This is a genomic window from Pseudomonas sp. dw_612 (assembly GCF_018449725.1).
Lineage (GTDB): Bacteria > Pseudomonadota > Gammaproteobacteria > Pseudomonadales > Pseudomonadaceae > Aquipseudomonas.
In genome coordinates this window covers 1-18226 of record NZ_JAAVVC010000007.1, presented here as the reverse complement: position 1 = coordinate 18226, position 18226 = coordinate 1, and the positions used below count along the sequence as shown (strand labels likewise).

The following is an 18226-nucleotide window of genomic DNA, read 5'->3' as shown; positions in this document are numbered from 1 at the left end:
AAAAATCAGGAGTATGACTGTGCGCACAACCTCCCCTCTTGCGGTCCGTTCCATCGTTCTGATACCGCTGCTCGGCGCCTTCGCGGCCCCGGCCATGGCGGTTCAAGTGACCGACAACCTCGACCTCGGCGGCGCCATTCGGGCCCGTTGGGACTATGACCCGGACCGCGACATTCAGAAGTTCGGTCTGGACACGGTGTTCCTCAGCGCCAAGTACAACTCCGACACCTGGATCGGTGAGGCCCAGTACCGTTTCTACGGCCGCTCTTATCCGTACCAGTACACCAAGAACTACGGCGACATCCAGTTCGCCAAATTCGCCTGGGCCGGCTACAAATTCAACCCCGACCAGCAAGTGCAGGTGGGCCTGAACACGATTCCATTCGGCTTGCAGCCGTACTTCGGCAGCACCTTCTACGAAACCCTCGGCAACGTCATCGGCCTGGAAGATGTGCAACAGGTCGGCGCCAAGTACATCCAGCAAAGCGGCGATTGGAACATCCAGGCCGGCTACTACCTGCGCCCGGCGTGGCAAGGCAAAGGCACCAGCAAAGGCGTGACCTATTCCAGCGTGGTGTCCGGGGCCGACAGCTACGTAGGCGATGGTAGCGACAACCAGGAACGCAACACCGTGGTGCTGCGGGTGGCCAAGGCCCTGGACCTGGGGCCGTGGAAATCCGAAGTTGGTATCTCCGGCCTGACCTCGACCCTGGAGAACAAGGACACCGACAACGACGGCCGCCGTAACGCCGTGGCCGTGCACTACCTCGGCAAGAACGGCCCGTGGGGCGTGCAACTGCAAGCGGCGCGGCAGCAGATGTCGCCGCGCAACGCGGGCACCGACGAAGTGGTGACCCTCGGTGGTTACGACGGCACGTACAACGTCGCCAGTCGCGGCAATCTGTACGTGGCGGATTTGAGCTACGACGTGGGCGGCAAGTACCTGTTCGACATGGTCAGCGGCGTGAAGCTGTATGCCAACTACAGTGCCTTCGATAAAGATGCCAGCGAGTTCAAGACTTCGCAGCGGATGATCCTGGGCACCTCGTTTTCCTTCAGCAAACTGTGGATCGCGACCGAGTGGCTGTATGGCAAGAATGACCCGTATATCGGCGGTAGCAGCTACACCCAGAGTTTGGGGGCCGGGGGGACTGATCAGTGGGAGAACCAGTTGTATATGAACATTGGGTATTACTTCTGATCCGGATTGTTTGGCGTTCGTGAGGACGCCTTCGCGAGCAAGCCCGCTCCCACAGGTTTAGCGCATAACCTGTGGGGGCGGGCTTGCTCGCGAATCGCCCAAACACCACTTGCATCAGCCCATACAGGAGGAGTCAGATACGCCCTACAAAACCATCACCCAAAAACAATAAACCTGTCCCACATCGGCGTCAGGTGCGGAGTCACCCTTTCATGCGTCAACTGCCCTCGCTCAACATGCTGCGCGTCTTTGAAGAAGTCGCCCGGCATCGCAGTTTCAGCCAGGCGGCCCTGGGTTTGAACGTCACCCAAGGCGCGGTCAGCCGTCAGATCAAGCAGCTCGAAGACTACCTCGGCGTGGCCCTGTTCATCCGCACGCCGCAAGGCCTGTCGCTGACCGAAACCGGCATCGCCCTCTCCCCGCATTTAAGCGACGCCTTCGACCACATCGAACGCGCCTTGCAAGCGGTGCGCGTGCCCAACCTGCGCCAGCGCCTGCGCATCGTCGCGCCGCCAACCTGGGCCACGCGCTGGCTGTCGGCGCACTTGCGTGCATTCTGCCAGCGCTACCCGGACATCAGCCTGAGCGTCACCCACCAGACCGGCCACGACAACCTCGCGGAAATCGACTGCCATATCCGCTTCGGCCTCGAAGCCGACAGCCATGGCAGCAGCCAGTTGCTGGTGATGGAGCGGCACATGGCCGCGGCCAGCCCGGAATTATTCGTCAACGGCCAGCCACCGGACCTGCGGCAATTTCCCTTGCTGCACATCCTGCACGACGGCAAGCGTTTGAAGGTGTGGGAGAACTGGCTGGCGGCGATGGGCCGTGACGATATCGATGCGGGACAAGGGCTGGAATTCAGCACCCTCGACCAAGTGATCCACACGGCGCTGGCCGGTGGCGGGTTGGCGGTGATTGATCGGCAGATGATCGAGAAGGAACTGGCCAACAGCAGTTTGCTGCCGATCACCCCGGTGGAAGTGGTCGGGCCGTATGGGTATTGGCTGGATGTGGCGAATGACAAATTGGGGTTGTCGAAGGTGCGGTTGTTTACGGAGTGGTTGGGGTTGGTGAGTAATCCCTGAGGCGACGATCAGTATTGTCTGTGGCGGGGGCACTTGCCCCCGTTGGGCTGCGAAGGTAGAAACCGGGGACATCCTTTACGTTTTAAACGCGCTGACTACCGATTACTCCTCTCGCGGTAATTGCAACTGAAGGTACTCCAGCTTCAATCGAAACTCACTGGCCATCCTCTTCAGGAATTGCTCGGTAACGGAGTCGAGCGGAGGTTCGGCGACAATGAACAGCTTTTCCGGCTCAAAGCCAGTAGGACGATATGCATATTCAAGTAACTGTCCCAGTGCTTCTCTAACGGCACCAGCGGCAGTCTCGGACACCTTTATTTCATACAAAAAGCAGCGATCTTTACTCAGTCGAACCAGCGCATCTGCATAACCTCCCGAGCCTGTTGGATGCTCGGTTTTCACATGGTTCTCACCATACTGGCTGCATAACAAATGATACAAACAGGTTTGTAATTTGTTGTGCTGCAATAACACCTCTCGTTGTGTTGCCGGTAAGTCGACATAAGCCGCTGGAGGACGCTCTTTATGGCCGGGTGTGAACGGAACCAGTTGATCTTCGCCCCTCAAATGTTCGAACACAAACCAAGGAAACATATTGCGGACGATATCTCCATCGTCAAAGACTTCCATAGCACTCAAATGTTTTGCCAACGCTTTCGATTTATGTGCCCAATTGCCCACAGGAATAGAAAAACCGGTGTGACTGCAAAACCAGGGCAGAACCCTATCTTGTTTTTCCTCCACAACCAGCGTGTGATAAATGACCGGATGAATTGCGGCGAACGCACGGCCAATCAACAATCTTGGTAGCTTTTTTATCCGCCCCTCATCGCGCCACTCCTCCAACCGAAGCACGATTTGTTGATACTTCTCAGGACTCTCGTCGGCAGCGATCTCATGAGTCAACGCCTCGAATTCTTCTCGAAGAGAGCCGATAGCGGAAAGCCCTAATACGCCCTGCCCTGCATTACTCACGCCGTTATCTTGGTCGCTCCAAATCAAATCAACGATATCGCCCACGCGATCGTCGTCTATTGCGTTTCGTATCGCATTGATCGTTGCTCTGTAATGCGGTTTCCATGAGCTTTGGAAGCGATTTTCGGGCTCTTTGAATCGTTGAATTAGCAGTAATGCCTCAGCGTCAAGAACAGGTACATCAGCAGACGATGGGTTAGAATCAGTCCCCGCCATCAAAATGGCAGGTTTAGTTTTAATACCTGTAAGTCGAGCTCGTGCAGCAAGAACAGCTTGCTCTGAAAACTCCTCCGGATACCGATCGATAATGGCCTCAAAGCTATGCGCCCCTAGACCCGCCTCTGCCAATACGGTGTATCCCTGAGTTGGTCGAGGATTAATAACCATCCGCTCCGCCGCCAACAAGGCACCATGCTCACGCAACATTTTGCGTGTCCGACTAGCTCGATATACTCGACCAAAAGCCTTCCCTTGCTCAGATTCATAAGCATATAGAGCCTTGGCAATTGCAATCTGTGCCTGCGTAACAAACCCCTCCTCCCGCGCCTGGAGATCTAATGCTCGCTCCAGTGCCTTGGCTTCAGCGTCGAAGTTCCCTCGACGCTTCGCATTCTGCGCAAAAATCCTTGCGTCTTTTGCGGTTTTGATTCGAGCGATGATTTCGTCCACGACATGACTCCATTCACTGACAGGCAGATGAAACTGGATGGTTACATTACGCCACTAATAAGCACATTGCAGGTGAATTCCCCCCGCACTCTCTCCAAGCAGGGTTCCCTCCCCCTAAGTTGACCTTACCTTCCCACAAATGAAACACCACACCCGCGACACGAACTAGATCGGGGCTGCGACTTTGACGGCCACCGGCGCTCCACTCTCCACCGGACTCTGCGCCTTGCACGCCTGACTCAGTGTCAGGGACTTCGTCTCCGGTGCCCAGGCCCAGGAAATTATCGCGCCCAGTGCCAGAATCGCCGCGAGTATGCCCATGGTCGGGCTCAACCCGATCCCCGCCACACTCACCGGCAGCAGAAACGTACTGACCGCCGAGCCCAAACGACTCACCGCTGTCGCCAGGCCAATCCCGCTGGCCCGTACTTCGGTCGGGAAGCTTTCGGCCGGGAACACGCCCACCAGGTTACTCACCGCCGACAACACCAGGGTGAAGATGCCGAACACCAACACCATCAAAAACGCCGCACTGCCCGGCAACGCGGCCAACAGAAACAACGCCACCGCCAGGATGATGAACGAGTTGATCAAGAAGCCCCGGCGCGAGAATTTCACCGTGCACCCGATCCCGATCAACGCGCCGAGGATCAGCAGCATGTTCAGCATCAGCTCGGTGCCAAAGCCTTCCGCCAGGCCCATCTTCTGCAGAATCGACGGCAGGAAGGTGTAGATCGCGAAGTACGGCATCACGATGCACACGAAGAACAGGCAGTTGAACGCCGTACGCTTGCGGTATTCACGGCTGAACAGTACCGCGTAGCCGGAACGGGTTTCGGTGGAGCGGGTTTCGTCGAGTTCGACGTTGTCGCCCAGATGCTTTTTGACGATGGCCCGGGCTTCGGCGATGCGACCCTGATTGACCAGCCAACGCGGCGATTCCGGGGTGCCGATCCGGGCGATCAGGATCAACGCTGCCGGAATAGCCGACGAGGCCAACATCCAGCGCCAGGCGTCATCACCGAGGTTGAGCATGGCCGTACCGACGAAGGTCGCGGCGACGTAGCCGAAGGTCCAGATCACGCTGAACGAGCCGAGCAACACGCCCCGGTGTTTCTTCGGCGAGAACTCGGCGAGCATGGCGTGACCAACGCTGAAATCACCGCCCAGGCCAATGCCGATCAGCACCCGGCAGAGGAACAATTGCATGGCAGTTTCGGCGTAGAACTGCATCACCGAGGCAATCGTGATCAGCACAAAACTGACCAGGAAGATTTTCTGCCGGCCGACCTTGTCGGAGATCCAACCGAAGAACAGGCTGCCGAGGAACAGACCGATCAGCGCCGAGGCACCGATCAGACCCTGCCAGAATGCGTCGAGGTGCATTTGCGGACTGAGCAGGGTGAAGGCGATCCCGATCAGGCCGAGGATGTAGCCGTCGGTGAAATGCGCGCCGAAGGTTAACCCGGCGATTTTGAGATGGAAGCGCCCGATGGGCAGGTCATCGATCTTTATCGATTGAGCGGACATGTTCGTCTCCAGTTGTTGTTATTGACGGAGAAATGAAACCGATCTTTTTTACCTGTGGAGCCTATGGAACCTGTGGGAGCGGGCTTGCTCGCGAAAGCGGTGTGTCAGGCACTATCAATGCCGACTGATACACCGCCTTCGCGAGCAAGCCCGCTCCCACATTGGTTATGCGGTGTGTATTAGAGTCCACCCATCAACAGGTATTTGATTTCCAGGTAGTCTTCCAGGCCGTATTTGGAGCCCTCGCGACCGAGGCCCGACTCCTTGATGCCGCCGAACGGCGCGACTTCCGTGGAGATGATCCCTTCGTTGATCCCGACCATGCCCGCTTCCAGGCCCTCGGCCATGCGCCAGACACGGCCGATGTCGCGGCTGTAGAAATACGCCGACAACCCGTATGGCGTGTCGTTGGCCCGTTGCAGCACTTCGGCTTCGTCCTTGAAGCGGAAGCACGCGGCCACCGGGCCGAAGGTTTCGTCCTGGGCGATTAGCATGTCGCTGTTGGCTTCGGTGAGGATGGTCGGTTCGTAGAACGTGCCGCCGAGCGCATGGCGACGACCGCCGCACAACAGTTGGGCGCCCTTCTCCAAGGCATCGCCGACATGCAGTTCAACCTTGGCCAGCGCGGCGGCGTTGATCAGCGGGCCTTGCTCGGTGTCACCCTCCAAGGCGCTACCGACCCGCATTGCCGCGACCGCTTCGGCGAGTTTGCCGGTGAAGGCTTCGTAGACGCCGTCCTGAATAAAGAAGCGGTTCACGCAAACGCAGGTCTGCCCGGTGTTGCGAAATTTCGACGCCATCGCGCCTTTGACGGCGGCGTCCAGATCAGCGTCGTCGAACACAATGAACGGCGCGTTGCCGCCCAGTTCCAGCGAGACTTTTTTCAGGGTTTCCGAAGCTTGGCGCATCAGCAGTTTGCCGGTGCGGGTGGAGCCGGTGAACGACAGTTTGCGCACGATGCTGGAGGCTTGCAGTGCCCCGCCAATCGCCACCGCATCGCCAGAAACGATGTTGAACACCCCGGCCGGAATCCCTGCCTGCTCGGCCAGCACCGCCAGGGCGAAGGCTGACAGCGGGGTTTCTTCCGACGGCTTGAGAATCATCGTGCACCCCGCCGCCAATGCCGGGCCGACCTTGCGGGTGACCATCGCCAGCGGGAAGTTCCACGGCGTGATCGCCGCCACCACGCCGATGGCTTCCTTGACCACGATGATTCGCGCGTCAGCCTTGTGGCTGGGGATCACGTCGCCGTAAGCGCGCTTGGCTTCTTCAGCGAACCATTCCAGAAAGCTTGCGGCGTAGACCACTTCGCCCATGGCTTCGGCCAACGGCTTGCCCTGCTCGCGACTGAGCAACGTCGCCAGGTCCTTTTGGTTGCTCAGCATCAGCTCGCTCCAGCGCTTGAGCTTCTGGCTGCGTTCCTTGGCAGTGAGTTTGCGCCAGGCTGGCAGGGCGCGGTGGGCGGCGGCGATGGCGAGGTTGGTTGCTTGCGCGCCGGCCTTCTGTACCTCGGCGATCAGTTCGCCGTTGGCCGGGTTCAACACCGGGTACGTGGGACCACCGCTGGACCATTGGCCATCGATGAAATTGCCATTACGGATCAGCGCGCTCATGCCACGGCCTCGGTCAGAGTGAAGCGTTCCAGCGCAGGACGGGCCGAGCGCAGGATGCGTTTGCCGGCGGTGTAATCGTTGATCACGTCGCACGGCGTGTAGTTGCGCTCCAGCTCATGCAGCTCTTCGGCGTCGAGCCTGGTTTCCAGCGCCGCCAGCGCACTGTCGAACTGCGCGGTGGTGTCGGCACCCACCAGCATGCAATCGACACCCGGATGGTTGGCGACCCAAGCCTGGGCGATCTGCGCGTTCGACACGCCACGGGCACGGGCCACCCGTTGTACCGAGTGAGCAATCTCGAAGGAGGCTTCGTCGCTATACATTTGTTGGGTGAAAAAGTCGGTCTGGTTGCGGGTCGATTGCACGTCGCCGGTCAGCAGGCCACGGGCCAGCGGACTGAACACCGAAACACCGAGGCCCTGATCGCGGCAAAACGGAATCATCTCGCGCTCTTCTTCGCGGTAGGCGCAGTTCAATTGCAGTTGCATGTTGATCGGCTTGACCCAGCCATTGCGTTCGCAGGCCATGAGGATCTTCGCCAGTTGCCCGGTGAGCATGGTCGAGACGCCGATGTAACGGGCCTTGCCGGAGCGCACGATGTCATTCATGGCACTCATGGTTTCTTCAACCGGGGTGTTCACGTCGAAGTAATGCAGCATGAACACATCGACGTATTCCATGTTCAGGCGTTTCAGCGAGGCATCGATGCTGTCCATGATGTGCTTGCGCGAATGGCCGCTGGCATTAATGCCGTTGCGGGTGCCGTAGCCGACTTTGGTGGTGATCACCAGGTCGTCGCGACGGGCCAGGCGCTTGACGATGCGCCCCACTACTTCCTCACCGACGCCAGCGGAATAGAAGTCCGCGAGGTCGATGAAATTCACCCCGTTGTCGAGGGCGTGGGCGACGATCGGCTCGCTCTGCTTCTCATCGAAAATCCACGGCTTCCAGTCCGGGGTGCCCATGTTCATGGTGCCCAGGCACAGGCGGGAGACTTGCAGGCCGGAGTTGCCCAAACGAATGTATTGCATGGCGCGGACCTCAGGCTTTTGGCGTGTAGAAAGGGTTGCTGATGTGATCGACCACATCCGCCAGTTGCGCGGTTTCCGGCTTGCCGGTCAGGGCGGCGCGGATCGCGGTGCGGCAGGCGTTGTAGTTGTTCAGGTACACCGCATCCAGGTCATCGCAGGCCGGGTTGACCCAGTTGGCCGTCACAATCGCCCACTCGTCTTCGGCTTCCGGCGGCAGGGTGCCGTCCAGCAAAGCTTCCAAAACAGCCTTGGCGATCCCGGCCTGGGACGCACCCCATGTAGCGTTGCCATGCAGGTCGCTGCTAATCGCGGCTTTGTTGACGTAAAGGGTCATCGGCTTGACTGGAATGTTTGGCTGGGCGATCACCATGAACGGGCAATGGCCCTGGCTTGGCGACGCCAGGCTGTTGGCAAACGCCTGCCCCGCCGGACCGTTGCGCGGCCCGATCAGGATGTTGATGTGCGCGGCGTTCACGCCTGGGCCTTCGAAACCTTCACCGATGTACAGGTCGAGTTCTTTCATGGGGCAATACTCTTTTTGGATTTTTTGGGTGATCAGAAGCGCACGCAGATCGTGAAGATCGCGGGGCAAATGTCGGGGTTCGAAGAGCGCAGCGTGGGGCTGGCGGGGACGCGGCAGTGAGGCTTGGTCATGGTTGCAAACGCTCTTTTTTGTTGTTGATGAGCTGGTTTGCGATTTTTTAACACTGGGGAATGGCGGGGTTGTAACCATTAAAAGTCATGGGGGTATGAGGTTAGGTAATACCCTATGTGACCTGCACAAAAACTTGTGGGAGCGGGCTTGCTCGCGAAGGCGTCGTGTCAGGCAACCATTGCGTTGACTGGACTGACGCTTTCGCGAGCAAGCCCGCTCCCACAGGGGATTGGGGGTGGCTTGGGTTATTGCGACATCGCGTCTTTTTTCATGGTGTCTTTGCTCATGCTGTCCTTGGACATGTTGTCTTTCTTCATCGTGTCCTTGCTCATGGCGTCTTTGGACATGCTGTCTTTTTTCATGGTGTCCTTGGCCATGTTGTCCTTTTTCATCGTGTCTTTCTTCATCGTGTCTTTGGACATGGCGTCTTTGGACATCGAGTCCTTGCTCATGCTGTCGTTGCTCATGGTGTCGGCGGCGTAGACGCTGGCGACGCCCATGGCCAGGAACAGGGACAGAGCGGCGGTGGCGAGCTTTTTCATGATGGTGTTCCTTCTAGAGTTGAGGGTGCTTGCGGTGAAGTGTTTGGGCATTTGTCAGCTACCGCCGAACCAGTTGTAGCCCTGGTCTTCCCAGTAGCCGCCCGGGTAGGTGTTGGTGACGAAAATCGCCTGGATGTGTTTCGGGTTCTTGTAGCCGAGCTTGGTAGGCATGCGCAGCTTCATCGGGAAGCCGTATTCGCGGGGCAGCACGGCGCCGTCGTAGGTCAGCGTGAGCAAGGTTTGCGCATGCAGCGCGGTGGCCATGTCGATGCTGGTGTAGTAGTCGTCGGCGCATTTGAAGCCGATGTACTTCGCACTGGTATCGGCGCCGACGCGTTTGAGGAAATCACTGAAGCGCACCCCGCCCCAACGGCCGATGGCACTCCAGCCTTCGACACAGATGTGGCGGGTGATCTGGTCGGTCTGGGCCATGGCGCGCAGTTCTTCAAGCTTCCAGCTGCGTTTGTCGGCGACCATGCCGGTGACTTCCAGCCGATAGCTTTCTTCCTCGACCGTTGGCGCGTCGTCGATGCCGTAGAAGGCATTGAAGGGAAATGGCCGGGTGATCATCGACTCGGGATAGGTCGGGGCCATGGCGTTGGGGTTGAACAACCAGCCTTGCACCCGATCATTGAAGCGGGACATCGAGGACAGCGCGGTTTCAACGCTGTCGTTGTCGGTGATGTTGCAGCCCGACAACATTGCCACGCCGCCGAGGGTCAGGCCGCGCAACAGGAACGAGCGCCGGGAGCGGTCTTCGATTTGCGGCGCGAGGACCTTCCGGGCTTCGCTGAGGATGGACGACTCGTCGAGCCCCTGGATGCGCTTTTTCATACGGACTCCTTGCGGCCGACGATCATGTACCACAACGTTTTGGGCACCAGCAGCACCATCACCAAGTGCACCGCGATGAACGCCACCAGCAGCGACATCGCAATGAAATGTACCTGCCGCGCCCCTTCGTAACCGCCCAGCAATTCACGCAACAACGGGAACTGCACGGACTTCCACAGCACCAGCCCGGACACCACCATCATCGTGATGTCGAGCATCACGAACAGGTAGGCAAACCGCTGAACCTGGTTGTAATGACTCAGGTCGGCATGCCCCAGCCGCCCTCTCAGCGCCGCCCACAGGTCATGCAGAATCCCTTTGGGCGACACCGGGAAAAAACGTCGAAACAGACGACCGCTGAAGAGGTTGATGATCAGGTAGATAAGGCCGTTGATCGCGAGGAACCACATCGCCGCGAAATGCCACTGCAACGCGCCACCAAGCCAGCCGCCGAGGGTCAGCGCTTTGGGGAAACTGAAGTCATAAAGCGGCGAGGCGTTATAGATGCGCCAGCCGCTGGCGATCATGACCACCACCGCCAGGGCGTTGAGCCAATGGGTCAGGCGCAGCCAGCGGGGGTGGCTGGCCTTGGAGGAAGCAGTTGGCTGCGACATGTCCGGCTCCTTGTTTGTTATTCGATGGGGCCAAGTATGGGAGCCGGAAGATCGCCAAATCCTCACGTAAAGTTAAATTAATCGTGATAACTATCCGGGCGTTGTCGGGGTGCTTTTGTGGTTAAAATGCCGCCCACTCACATTGCCGACGTTGCCTGATGAACCCTGACGCCCTTTCCACGCTGAACACCCACTTGCTGACCGCCCTGGCCACCGCGCCGGCCGAAACCCGTCGCCTGTTCCACGGGCGCGGGCGTTGCTGGCCGGGGCTGGAGCAGTTGACCGTGGACTGGTTGCAAGGTGTGGTGCTGGTGTCGTTGTTCAAAGAGCCGGAAGCGCAGCAGTTGGAAGACTTGAAGCGGTTGCTGATGGGCATCACTCAGTCGCCCGAGTGGCAACAATCCGGTGCGCACACGTTGCTGCTGCAACACCGCTATCTGCTGCAAAGCACCACCGAATGGCTGCTGGGGAACGCGCTTGAGGAAATGACCATCACCGAGGGCGGCCTGAAGTATCGGGTGGACCTGGGCCGCAAACAGAATGCCGGCCTGTTCCTCGACATGCGCTACGGCCGCGATTGGGTGCGGGCCAATGCCGAGGGCAAACGGGTGTTGAACCTGTTCGCCTACACCTGCGGATTTTCGGTGACCGCCATCGAGGGCGGCGCGGCGCAAGTGGTCAATCTGGACATGTCCAGCTCCGCGCTGAGCCGTGGCCGTGACAATCACCGGCTCAACGGCCACGACTTGAGCAAGGTAACGTTCCTCGGCCACGACCTGTTCAAGTCCTGGGGCAAGGTGATCGGCAAGGGGCCGTATGACCTGGTGATCATTGATCCGCCCTCGTTTCAGAAAGGCAGTTTTTTGCTGACCAAGGATTACCAGCGGGTGTTGCGGCGGTTGCCGGAACTTCTGACTGAACAAGGCACGGTGTTAGCGTGCATGAACGACCCGGCGTTGGGTTCGGACTTCCTGATTGATGGCGTTACGCGTGAGGCGCCGAGCTTGCGTTTTGTGGAGCGGCTGGAGAATCCGCCGGAGTTTCCGGATGCGGATAAGGAATGCGGGTTGAAGGCGCTGGTGTTTCGGCAGGGGGATTAAGGCGCGGCTTTCGCGAGCAGGCTCGCTCCCACAATGGATCGTTGTCGTACACACATTCTGTGTTCAATGAAGGTCAAGTGTGGGAGCGGGCTCGCTCGCGAAGGCGTCGTGTCAGTCGACATCTGTATTGACTGACCCACCGCTTTCGCGAGCAAGCCCGCTCCCACAGGGTTCTTCAGTGAAGCGGGTTATTTCGGTTGCAGCACCAGCGCAAACAACTCGCCATGCCCGCTGACGTTGAGCTTGTGGTAAAGGTTGCGCCGATGCACCTTCACCGTTTCCGGTGAGATGTTCAGTTGCTGGGCGATGGCCTTGCTGGAGAAGCCCTGGAGGATCAGGCGCGCGGTTTCGACTTCACGCACCGTCAGGCGCGCGTCGAAGCGATCGAGCAAGGTCGCCAGATCCCCGGCCACCGTCGTCGGGCCTTCCGGTGGCACGAGTTGCAGGTGTCGACCCATCGCGGCCAGCACCCAGTCGCGCGCGCACAGCAAGCGGCCCTGCTCTTCAAGGGTGAATTGCGCAGCACGCCCAAGGGACAAACCAAGCACAGCACCGTCCACGTTGATCATGAACTGCAACTCATCGCCGCCCACCACCGAGCGGAAATAACTCTGGTAGTACTCGCTCTGCTGAAACTGGTCCGGAGCCACTGAGTCGAGGCTGTGCAAGCCGTCGCGGATGCCAGCGCAAACCGCCTGGTAGAAAGGATCGAGCAAGTACATACCGGCACTGTAGCGGGCCAGTTCTTCTTGCTCGGGGGCGCTGGCCCGGGAGTCGAAATCGATCAACAACCGCGGCACCCGCCCCGCCCGCATCACCGCGACCAAAGCGTTATCCAGCGGCACCAGCAACCGCAAGGTGTCCACCAGCGCCCGCCAGAATCCATCCTGGCCCAGAGTGCCGAACACCCGCGCCAACCCTTGATGCACGGGTAACTCCTTCAGCAACGCCTCCACGTTCTACCCCTTTTGTGTAACCCATGATGGGAATGGGTGACGACCACCCCGATCGATACGCTGCAGACTCTTATCTACCAACGGCCTGACGCAGGCCAGGAGTGCCGCATCATGAGTCGTCACCGCACGTATTTCAATCTGGGACTGGGCGCCTGTCTGTCGACCTGGATAGCGGTTGCAACGGCGGATGAGCCCACCGTTCACGTCTACAACTGGTTTGACTACATTGGTCCGACCACGCTGAAGGATTTCCAGCGCGACACCGGGATCAAACCCGTCTATGACACCTTCGACAGTGGCGAAGTGCTGGAAGCCAAGCTGATGACAGGTCACAGCGGTTACGACGTGGTGGTGGCCAGTAACTTCATCCTGCCGGCCCTCATCAAGGCCGGCGCCTTGCAGAAGCTGGACCATAGCCAATTGAGCAATCTGCAACACATTGACCCGGTGTTGCTGGAAAAGCTGCGCGCGAACGACCCTGACAACCAATACGCCGTTCCTTACCTGTGGGGCACCGATGGCATTGGCTACAACGTTGACAAGGTCCGCGCGGCCCTTGGCGATCAGGCGCCGGTGAACTCCTGGGACCTGCTGTTCAAAGAAGAAAACCTGGCCAAGCTCAGCCAATGTGGCGTGGGGGTTCTGGATGCCCCCGCAGAGATTATCCCGATCGCCCTGCACTATCTCGGCCTGCCGCCCAACAGCAGTAACCCCGCCGATTACAAAAAAGCTGAAGCACTGCTGCTCAAGTTGCGCCCCTACATCACCTACTTTAATTCGTCGAAGATCCAGACCGACCTGGCCAACGGCGATATCTGCGTTGCCTTGACGTGGTCCGGCACAGTGTTTGGCGCCATGCAAGCCGCCAATGAAGCCGCGAAGGGTGTAAAAATCGAATACAGCATCCCGGTAGAAGGTGCGCCGCTGTGGTCCGACAACCTGGTCATGGTCAAGGACGGCAGCAATCCAAAACAGGGGTTGGCTTTTATCAACTACCTGCTCCTGCCCGAAGTGATCGCACCCGCCACCAACCTGGCGCTCACCGCCAATGCCAACAAAGACGCGACCGCGTTGCTCTCGGACGAGGTGCGCGAGTTCAGCAACATCTACCCCTCGGCCGAGGTGATCGCCAAGGCATTCACCCTGCAGCCGCAGCCCCATGAGATCGAACGTGTCCGCACGCGCTCCTGGAGCAACATCAAGAACGGCAACTGAGCCTGCCTCCACCCACTCCTGTTTAACTTGCCTGAGAGTTCCTGCATGAAACCACGTGCCCGCGATTTGAATATCCAGTTCGGTCAACTGCAACCCGGCCCGCTCAATGCCATCACCGACGTGCCCGGCGTGCGGGTCGGCCACAGTGATGTGCGGGGCCGCACCGCCCAGGGCCGCGACATCCTGACGGGTGTTACAGTGATCGAACCGCGCCTCGGTTCCACCAGCCAACAACCATGTTTTGCCGGGGTCCATGTGCTCAACGGCAATGGCGATGCGACCGGGCTGGAATGGATTCGCGAGGCCGGGCTGTTGACCAGTCCGATCGCTTTCACCAACACCCACAGCCTGGGCGTGGTGCGCGATGCGCTGATTGTGCTGGACCGCGAGCAGCAACCGGACGACGGGCGTCTTTACTGGAACATGCCGGTGGTGCTGGAGACGTTCGACGGTTTGCTCAACGACATCAATGGCTTTCATGTGAAACCCGAACACGTGGCCGAAGCCCTGCGCTCGGCGGTCGGCGGGCCGGTCAGCGAGGGTAACGTCGGTGGCGGCAGCGGCATGATCTGCCATGAATTCAAGGGCGGCATCGGCACCGCGTCACGCCGATTGAGCAGCGCCCAGGGTGGCTGGACGGTGGGCGCCATCGTCCAGGCCAACCACGGCATTCGCAACGAATTGCGAGTCGATGGTTACCCCGTCGGGCGCTATATGGAAAAGGTCGACTCACCGTTTCTCAAGGCGTCATTGCCACACCCTGGCATGGGCTCGATTGTCGTCTGCCTCGCCACCGACGCGCCATTGCTGCCGCACCAATGCACCCGCCTCGCGCAACGTGCCAGCCTGGGCCTGGCCCGCACAGGCGGTGGTAATGAAGACCACAGCGGTGACATCTTCATTGCCTTCGCCACCGGCAACGACGTGCCACCCGCGGCGTATGAAAGCAAGAAAGCACCGACCTGCGACAACCTGCGCATGGTCAACAATGATCACATCAGCGAACTGTTTTTGGCCGCCACCGAAGCGGTGGAAGAAGCGATCATCAATGCGTTGTTGGCGGGTGAAACGGCTGAAGGCAATGGACATGCTGTGCCAGGGATGGATGCCGGGACGTTACTGAAAGCATTGCGTCAGGCGGGTTGGCCGGGGGCTGTGTAACCATCACAAATCCCCTGTGGGAGCGGGCTTGCTCGCGAAGGCGTCGTGTCAGGCAACCTTTTTGTCGACTGAACTGACGCCTTCGCGAGCAAGCCCGCTCCCACAGGTAGACCGAGGTGTTCACGCCGGCTCGGTCACTTCAGATGATTTGAAAAGCTTTCGGCCCAGGGTCCGTGCAGTCTTCAAGTGAATCTGCGGCGCCTGGGTTTCCGAGTTCAGAAACAATTCGGACGTCACCACGCGCGCACCGCAGTATTCGAAGATGCCATGGTCGATCTGGGTCTTCATTGCCTCGTCATAACCATGTCGCGTAAAAGACCCGGCATCGGCGCCGCCCACACCGACCAGATGCACCCGCAAGTGACTCAGTTTCTGCACAAAGGGGCTGTCCAGACTGAAGTCGAACGCCCAGCCATTCGAGAACACGCGGTCAATCCAGCCTTTGAGCAGTGCCGGCATCGACCACCAGTAAACCGGATAGACCAGCACCAACGCATCGGCGCGATCAATGCGTGCCTGTTCGGCGAGGACATCGGCGGGTGGCGGCGCTTCGCGATGATGAACCGCCATGTCCGCCAGGCCGAACCGTGGATCAAAGCCTTGGGCCGAGAGGTCGGCGATTTCATAGGTGTTGCTGGAATCGGCGGAGGTCAGGCCTTCGGCGATTTGCCGGGCGAGGCTGAGGGTGAGCGATTGGGGATTAGGATGAGCCACTACGATAAGTGCGTGCATGCTGAAACTCCTGATTGAGAGCACAGGGCGGACCTTATATACTCTTGGTAAGTTACGATCAGTAAGTTACTTTTGGTACATAGCCATGTCAAGCACCGAAACCACCGAGCGGGACTCCACACCACAACCCCGTCGCCGCCTGTCCCGGGAGGACCGCCAACGCCAATTGCTGGACGTTGCCTGGCAGATGGTCCGGGAGGAAGGCACCGATGCGCTGACCCTCGGACGCCTCGCCGAACTGGCGGGCGTGACCAAACCGGTGGTCTATGACCACTTCACCACGCGCTCGGGTTTGCTGGCGGCGTTGTACCAGGACTTCGACGCCCGGCAGACCGCAATCATGGACGCCGCGCTGCTGACCTGCGAACCAACCCTGGACAGCACGGCCGGGATTATTGCGTCGTCGTATGTAGCGTGTGTGCTGACCCAGGGCAACGAGATCTCCGGCGTGATTGCAGCGTTGGCGAGCTCGCCGGAACTGGAGAAGATCAAGCGCGAGTACGAAGCGATTTTCCTCAACAAATGCCAAGACGTGCTGCAGCCCTTCGCTGGGGCAGGCACGATCAAACCTGCGAGTTTGCGGGCGATGCTCGGCGCGGCGGAGGCGTTGTCGAATGCGGCGGCGACGGGGGAAATTACTGCCGGGCAGGCAGAGGACGAACTGTTTGAAACGATCAAGGCGATGGTGGAAAGAACGGTGCGAAATATCTGAAACAACCACTATCCCCTGTGGGAGCGGGCTTGCTCGCGAAGGCGTCGTGTCAGTCGACTTCTATATTGACTGACCCATCGCTTTCGCGAGCAAGCCCGCTCCCACAGGAGATCTTCCACAGTCGGGAGATCTTCATTGATCGCAGGCTTCATCCGCACAAATCGAGCGCCACGCCGCTTCCGCCAGCAAGTCCCGGTAAACCATCGGGCGGCCCTTCACCCGCCCCGACAACCACGTCCGGCAATAGCTTTCCGCCTGGCCGATGATCAGCGACAACATCAACTCGGCCGGCACACCTTTCAACTCCTCGCCCCGGTCCGGGGCTGAAAGCCACTCCCACAGCGTGCGGTTGCGGGTTTTGTTGCGGGTGGCCAGTTCGTCCTTGAACGGGCCTTTGGTCACGGCAAAACGCGCGTGGTACTGGAATCGCGCCCACTCGGGTTGGCTGTCGACCCAGTCCACATAGCTGTGTACCAGCGCGTAAATCCCTTGTTGCGTGGTTTCGGCGTCGGCCAGGTATTGGTCACGAAGCTGCGCCTGGTCATCCAGCGCGGCGAAAAACAACGCGGCCACCAGGCCTTCCTTGTTGCCGAAATGGTGGTAGATCGCGCCCACGCTGGTATCGCATTCGGCGCGGATCATCTCGATGGTGGTGGCCTCGATCCCCTGTTCGTTAAACAAACGCAGGGCTTTTCTGAATATATCGCGCTTGAGTTCGGCTCTACGTCCGGGGTAGCAGCGCTCGAGTAAATCTGCGGTTTCCATGCTGAACACAGGCCTAAAAAGTCAACGATGAGGCAGACGGCTGCCCATGGATAAGTCGCGCTAGGTTGACAGATTTCCTTTCGACAGAATACTGTTCCGTTACAGAATATTATTCTGTTACGGAACATCATTCTGTAAAACCACCTTTCGAAGAGGCTTCAACATGAATAAATTCCTCAGCATGTTCACCAGCGCCGGCCCCGAAGCATTTAGCCAAATGGCGTGCAAGGTGGCGCCCTACTTCAGCACCATCAACCCGCTGGTGTCGGAACTGCGTCCAGGCTACGCGGCCGTGCAGGTGCCGTTTTCCCGGGAGATCACCAACCATTTGGGCACCGTCCACGCGATTGCCATGTGCAATGCAGCGGAACTGGCCGCCGGGACGATGACCGACGTTTCGATTCCCGAAGGCGCGCGCTGGATTCCAAAAGGGATGACGGTCGAATACCTGGCCAAGGCCAAGACGGATGTGACGGCGGTGGCGAATGGGGAGGCGGTTGACTGGCTGACGGGCGGCGACAAGATCGTGCCGGTGGATGTTCACGATGCCGAGGGCAAGAAGGTGTTCACGGCGCGAATTACCATGAATGTGAAGCTTTCATAAGCCCTGTGAGGCGTTCAACTGTAGGAGCAAAGCTTGCTCGCGATAGCGGCTGTCCATCCAACATTGATGTTGACTGACCCACCGACTTCGCGAGCAAGCCCGCTCCCACATTTGATCCAAGGTGGCTACTAATCCTGTGCCGGACGCAAATCCACTGTGTGCGAGCCTGCTCGCGAAGACGTTGTGTCAGGCAACATTTTTTCGACTGAACTGACGCCTTCGCGAGCAG

Annotated in this window: 18 protein-coding genes; 7 read left to right on the top strand and 11 right to left on the bottom strand. The window is 59.1% G+C overall.

Going from position 1 to position 18226, the window contains the following annotated elements:
* Positions 1–13 precede the first annotated feature (13 nt).
* Together HB680_RS13015 and HB680_RS13010 are read left to right on the top strand one after the other, a co-directional pair.
* On the top strand, positions 14–1201 hold the full coding sequence (locus HB680_RS13015; protein WP_213939036.1) for a hypothetical protein: 1188 nt from the start codon (positions 14–16) through the stop codon (positions 1199–1201).
* 212 nt (positions 1202–1413) lie between these two features.
* Complete coding sequence (locus HB680_RS13010) at positions 1414–2289, top strand: LysR substrate-binding domain-containing protein (RefSeq protein WP_213939035.1); 876 nt, start codon at positions 1414–1416, stop codon at positions 2287–2289.
* A gap of 102 nt (positions 2290–2391) precedes the next feature.
* Here the strand turns inward: HB680_RS13010 and HB680_RS13005 are convergent, their stop codons facing one another.
* From HB680_RS13005 to HB680_RS12970, 8 genes are all read right to left on the bottom strand, one after another.
* Positions 2392–3933, bottom strand: a complete 1542-nt coding sequence (locus HB680_RS13005; protein ID WP_213939034.1) for a hypothetical protein — start codon at positions 3931–3933, stop codon at positions 2392–2394.
* A 165-nt stretch (positions 3934–4098) separates the two neighbouring features.
* Positions 4099–5463, bottom strand: coding sequence for an MFS transporter (locus tag HB680_RS13000; protein WP_213939033.1), 1365 nt, complete (start codon positions 5461–5463; stop codon positions 4099–4101).
* 179 nt (positions 5464–5642) lie between these two features.
* Positions 5643–7076: an NAD-dependent succinate-semialdehyde dehydrogenase gene (locus HB680_RS12995; RefSeq protein ID WP_213939032.1), complete on the bottom strand. Its 1434-nt coding sequence runs from the start codon at positions 7074–7076 to the stop codon at positions 5643–5645.
* Positions 7073–8107, bottom strand: coding sequence for an aldo/keto reductase (locus tag HB680_RS12990; RefSeq protein WP_213939031.1), 1035 nt, complete (start codon positions 8105–8107; stop codon positions 7073–7075). Before HB680_RS12990 ends, HB680_RS12995 begins: the two co-directional genes overlap by 4 nt.
* A 10-nt stretch (positions 8108–8117) precedes the next feature.
* Complete coding sequence (gene fae, locus HB680_RS12985; RefSeq protein WP_054615233.1) at positions 8118–8630, bottom strand: formaldehyde-activating enzyme; 513 nt, start codon at positions 8628–8630, stop codon at positions 8118–8120.
* Positions 8631–9007: 377 nt separating this feature from the next.
* Positions 9008–9304 carry a pentapeptide MXKDX repeat protein gene (locus HB680_RS12980; RefSeq protein WP_213939030.1) on the bottom strand — a complete coding sequence of 99 codons (297 nt, stop codon included), beginning with the start codon at positions 9302–9304 and terminating at the stop codon, positions 9008–9010.
* A 54-nt stretch (positions 9305–9358) separates the two neighbouring features.
* Complete coding sequence (locus tag HB680_RS12975; RefSeq protein ID WP_213939029.1) at positions 9359–10138, bottom strand: molybdopterin-dependent oxidoreductase; 780 nt, start codon at positions 10136–10138, stop codon at positions 9359–9361.
* The gene (locus HB680_RS12970) at positions 10135–10752 is read right to left on the bottom strand and encodes a cytochrome b/b6 domain-containing protein (RefSeq protein ID WP_213939028.1); all 618 of its coding nucleotides are present in this window, start codon (positions 10750–10752) and stop codon (positions 10135–10137) included. The genes HB680_RS12975 and HB680_RS12970 overlap by 4 nt, the downstream gene beginning before the upstream one ends.
* A 158-nt stretch (positions 10753–10910) precedes the next feature.
* On the opposite strand from HB680_RS12970, the gene HB680_RS12965 reads away from it, so the two are divergent.
* Positions 10911–11852, top strand: a complete 942-nt coding sequence (locus HB680_RS12965) for a class I SAM-dependent methyltransferase (RefSeq protein WP_213939027.1) — start codon at positions 10911–10913, stop codon at positions 11850–11852.
* Between the two features lie 188 nt (positions 11853–12040).
* Here the strand turns inward: HB680_RS12965 and HB680_RS12960 are convergent, their stop codons facing one another.
* Complete coding sequence (locus HB680_RS12960; protein ID WP_213939026.1) at positions 12041–12808, bottom strand: LuxR C-terminal-related transcriptional regulator; 768 nt, start codon at positions 12806–12808, stop codon at positions 12041–12043.
* 111 nt (positions 12809–12919) lie between these two features.
* Here HB680_RS12960 and HB680_RS12955 point away from each other — a divergent pair, with 111 nt between their 5' ends.
* Complete coding sequence (locus HB680_RS12955) at positions 12920–14023, top strand: polyamine ABC transporter substrate-binding protein (RefSeq protein WP_213939025.1); 1104 nt, start codon at positions 12920–12922, stop codon at positions 14021–14023.
* A 45-nt stretch (positions 14024–14068) separates the two neighbouring features.
* Positions 14069–15184 (top strand): P1 family peptidase, encoded by a 1116-nt coding sequence (locus tag HB680_RS12950; protein ID WP_213939024.1) that lies wholly within the window; start codon positions 14069–14071, stop codon positions 15182–15184.
* Positions 15185–15304: 120 nt separating this feature from the next.
* Here the strand turns inward: HB680_RS12950 and HB680_RS12945 are convergent, their stop codons facing one another.
* Positions 15305–15916, bottom strand: a complete 612-nt coding sequence (locus HB680_RS12945; RefSeq protein ID WP_213939023.1) for an NAD(P)H-dependent oxidoreductase — start codon at positions 15914–15916, stop codon at positions 15305–15307.
* A gap of 85 nt (positions 15917–16001) precedes the next feature.
* On the opposite strand from HB680_RS12945, the gene HB680_RS12940 reads away from it, so the two are divergent.
* Positions 16002–16628 (top strand): TetR/AcrR family transcriptional regulator, encoded by a 627-nt coding sequence (locus HB680_RS12940; RefSeq protein ID WP_213939022.1) that lies wholly within the window; start codon positions 16002–16004, stop codon positions 16626–16628.
* A gap of 132 nt (positions 16629–16760) precedes the next feature.
* Here the strand turns inward: HB680_RS12940 and HB680_RS12935 are convergent, their stop codons facing one another.
* Entirely contained in the window at positions 16761–17393 is a 633-nt protein-coding gene (locus HB680_RS12935; protein WP_213939021.1) for a TetR/AcrR family transcriptional regulator, read from the bottom strand.
* Between the two features lie 163 nt (positions 17394–17556).
* Between HB680_RS12935 and HB680_RS12930 the strand changes: the two genes are divergently transcribed.
* Positions 17557–17997 (top strand): hotdog fold domain-containing protein, encoded by a 441-nt coding sequence (locus tag HB680_RS12930; protein WP_213939020.1) that lies wholly within the window; start codon positions 17557–17559, stop codon positions 17995–17997.
* Positions 17998–18226: the final 229 nt, after the last annotated feature.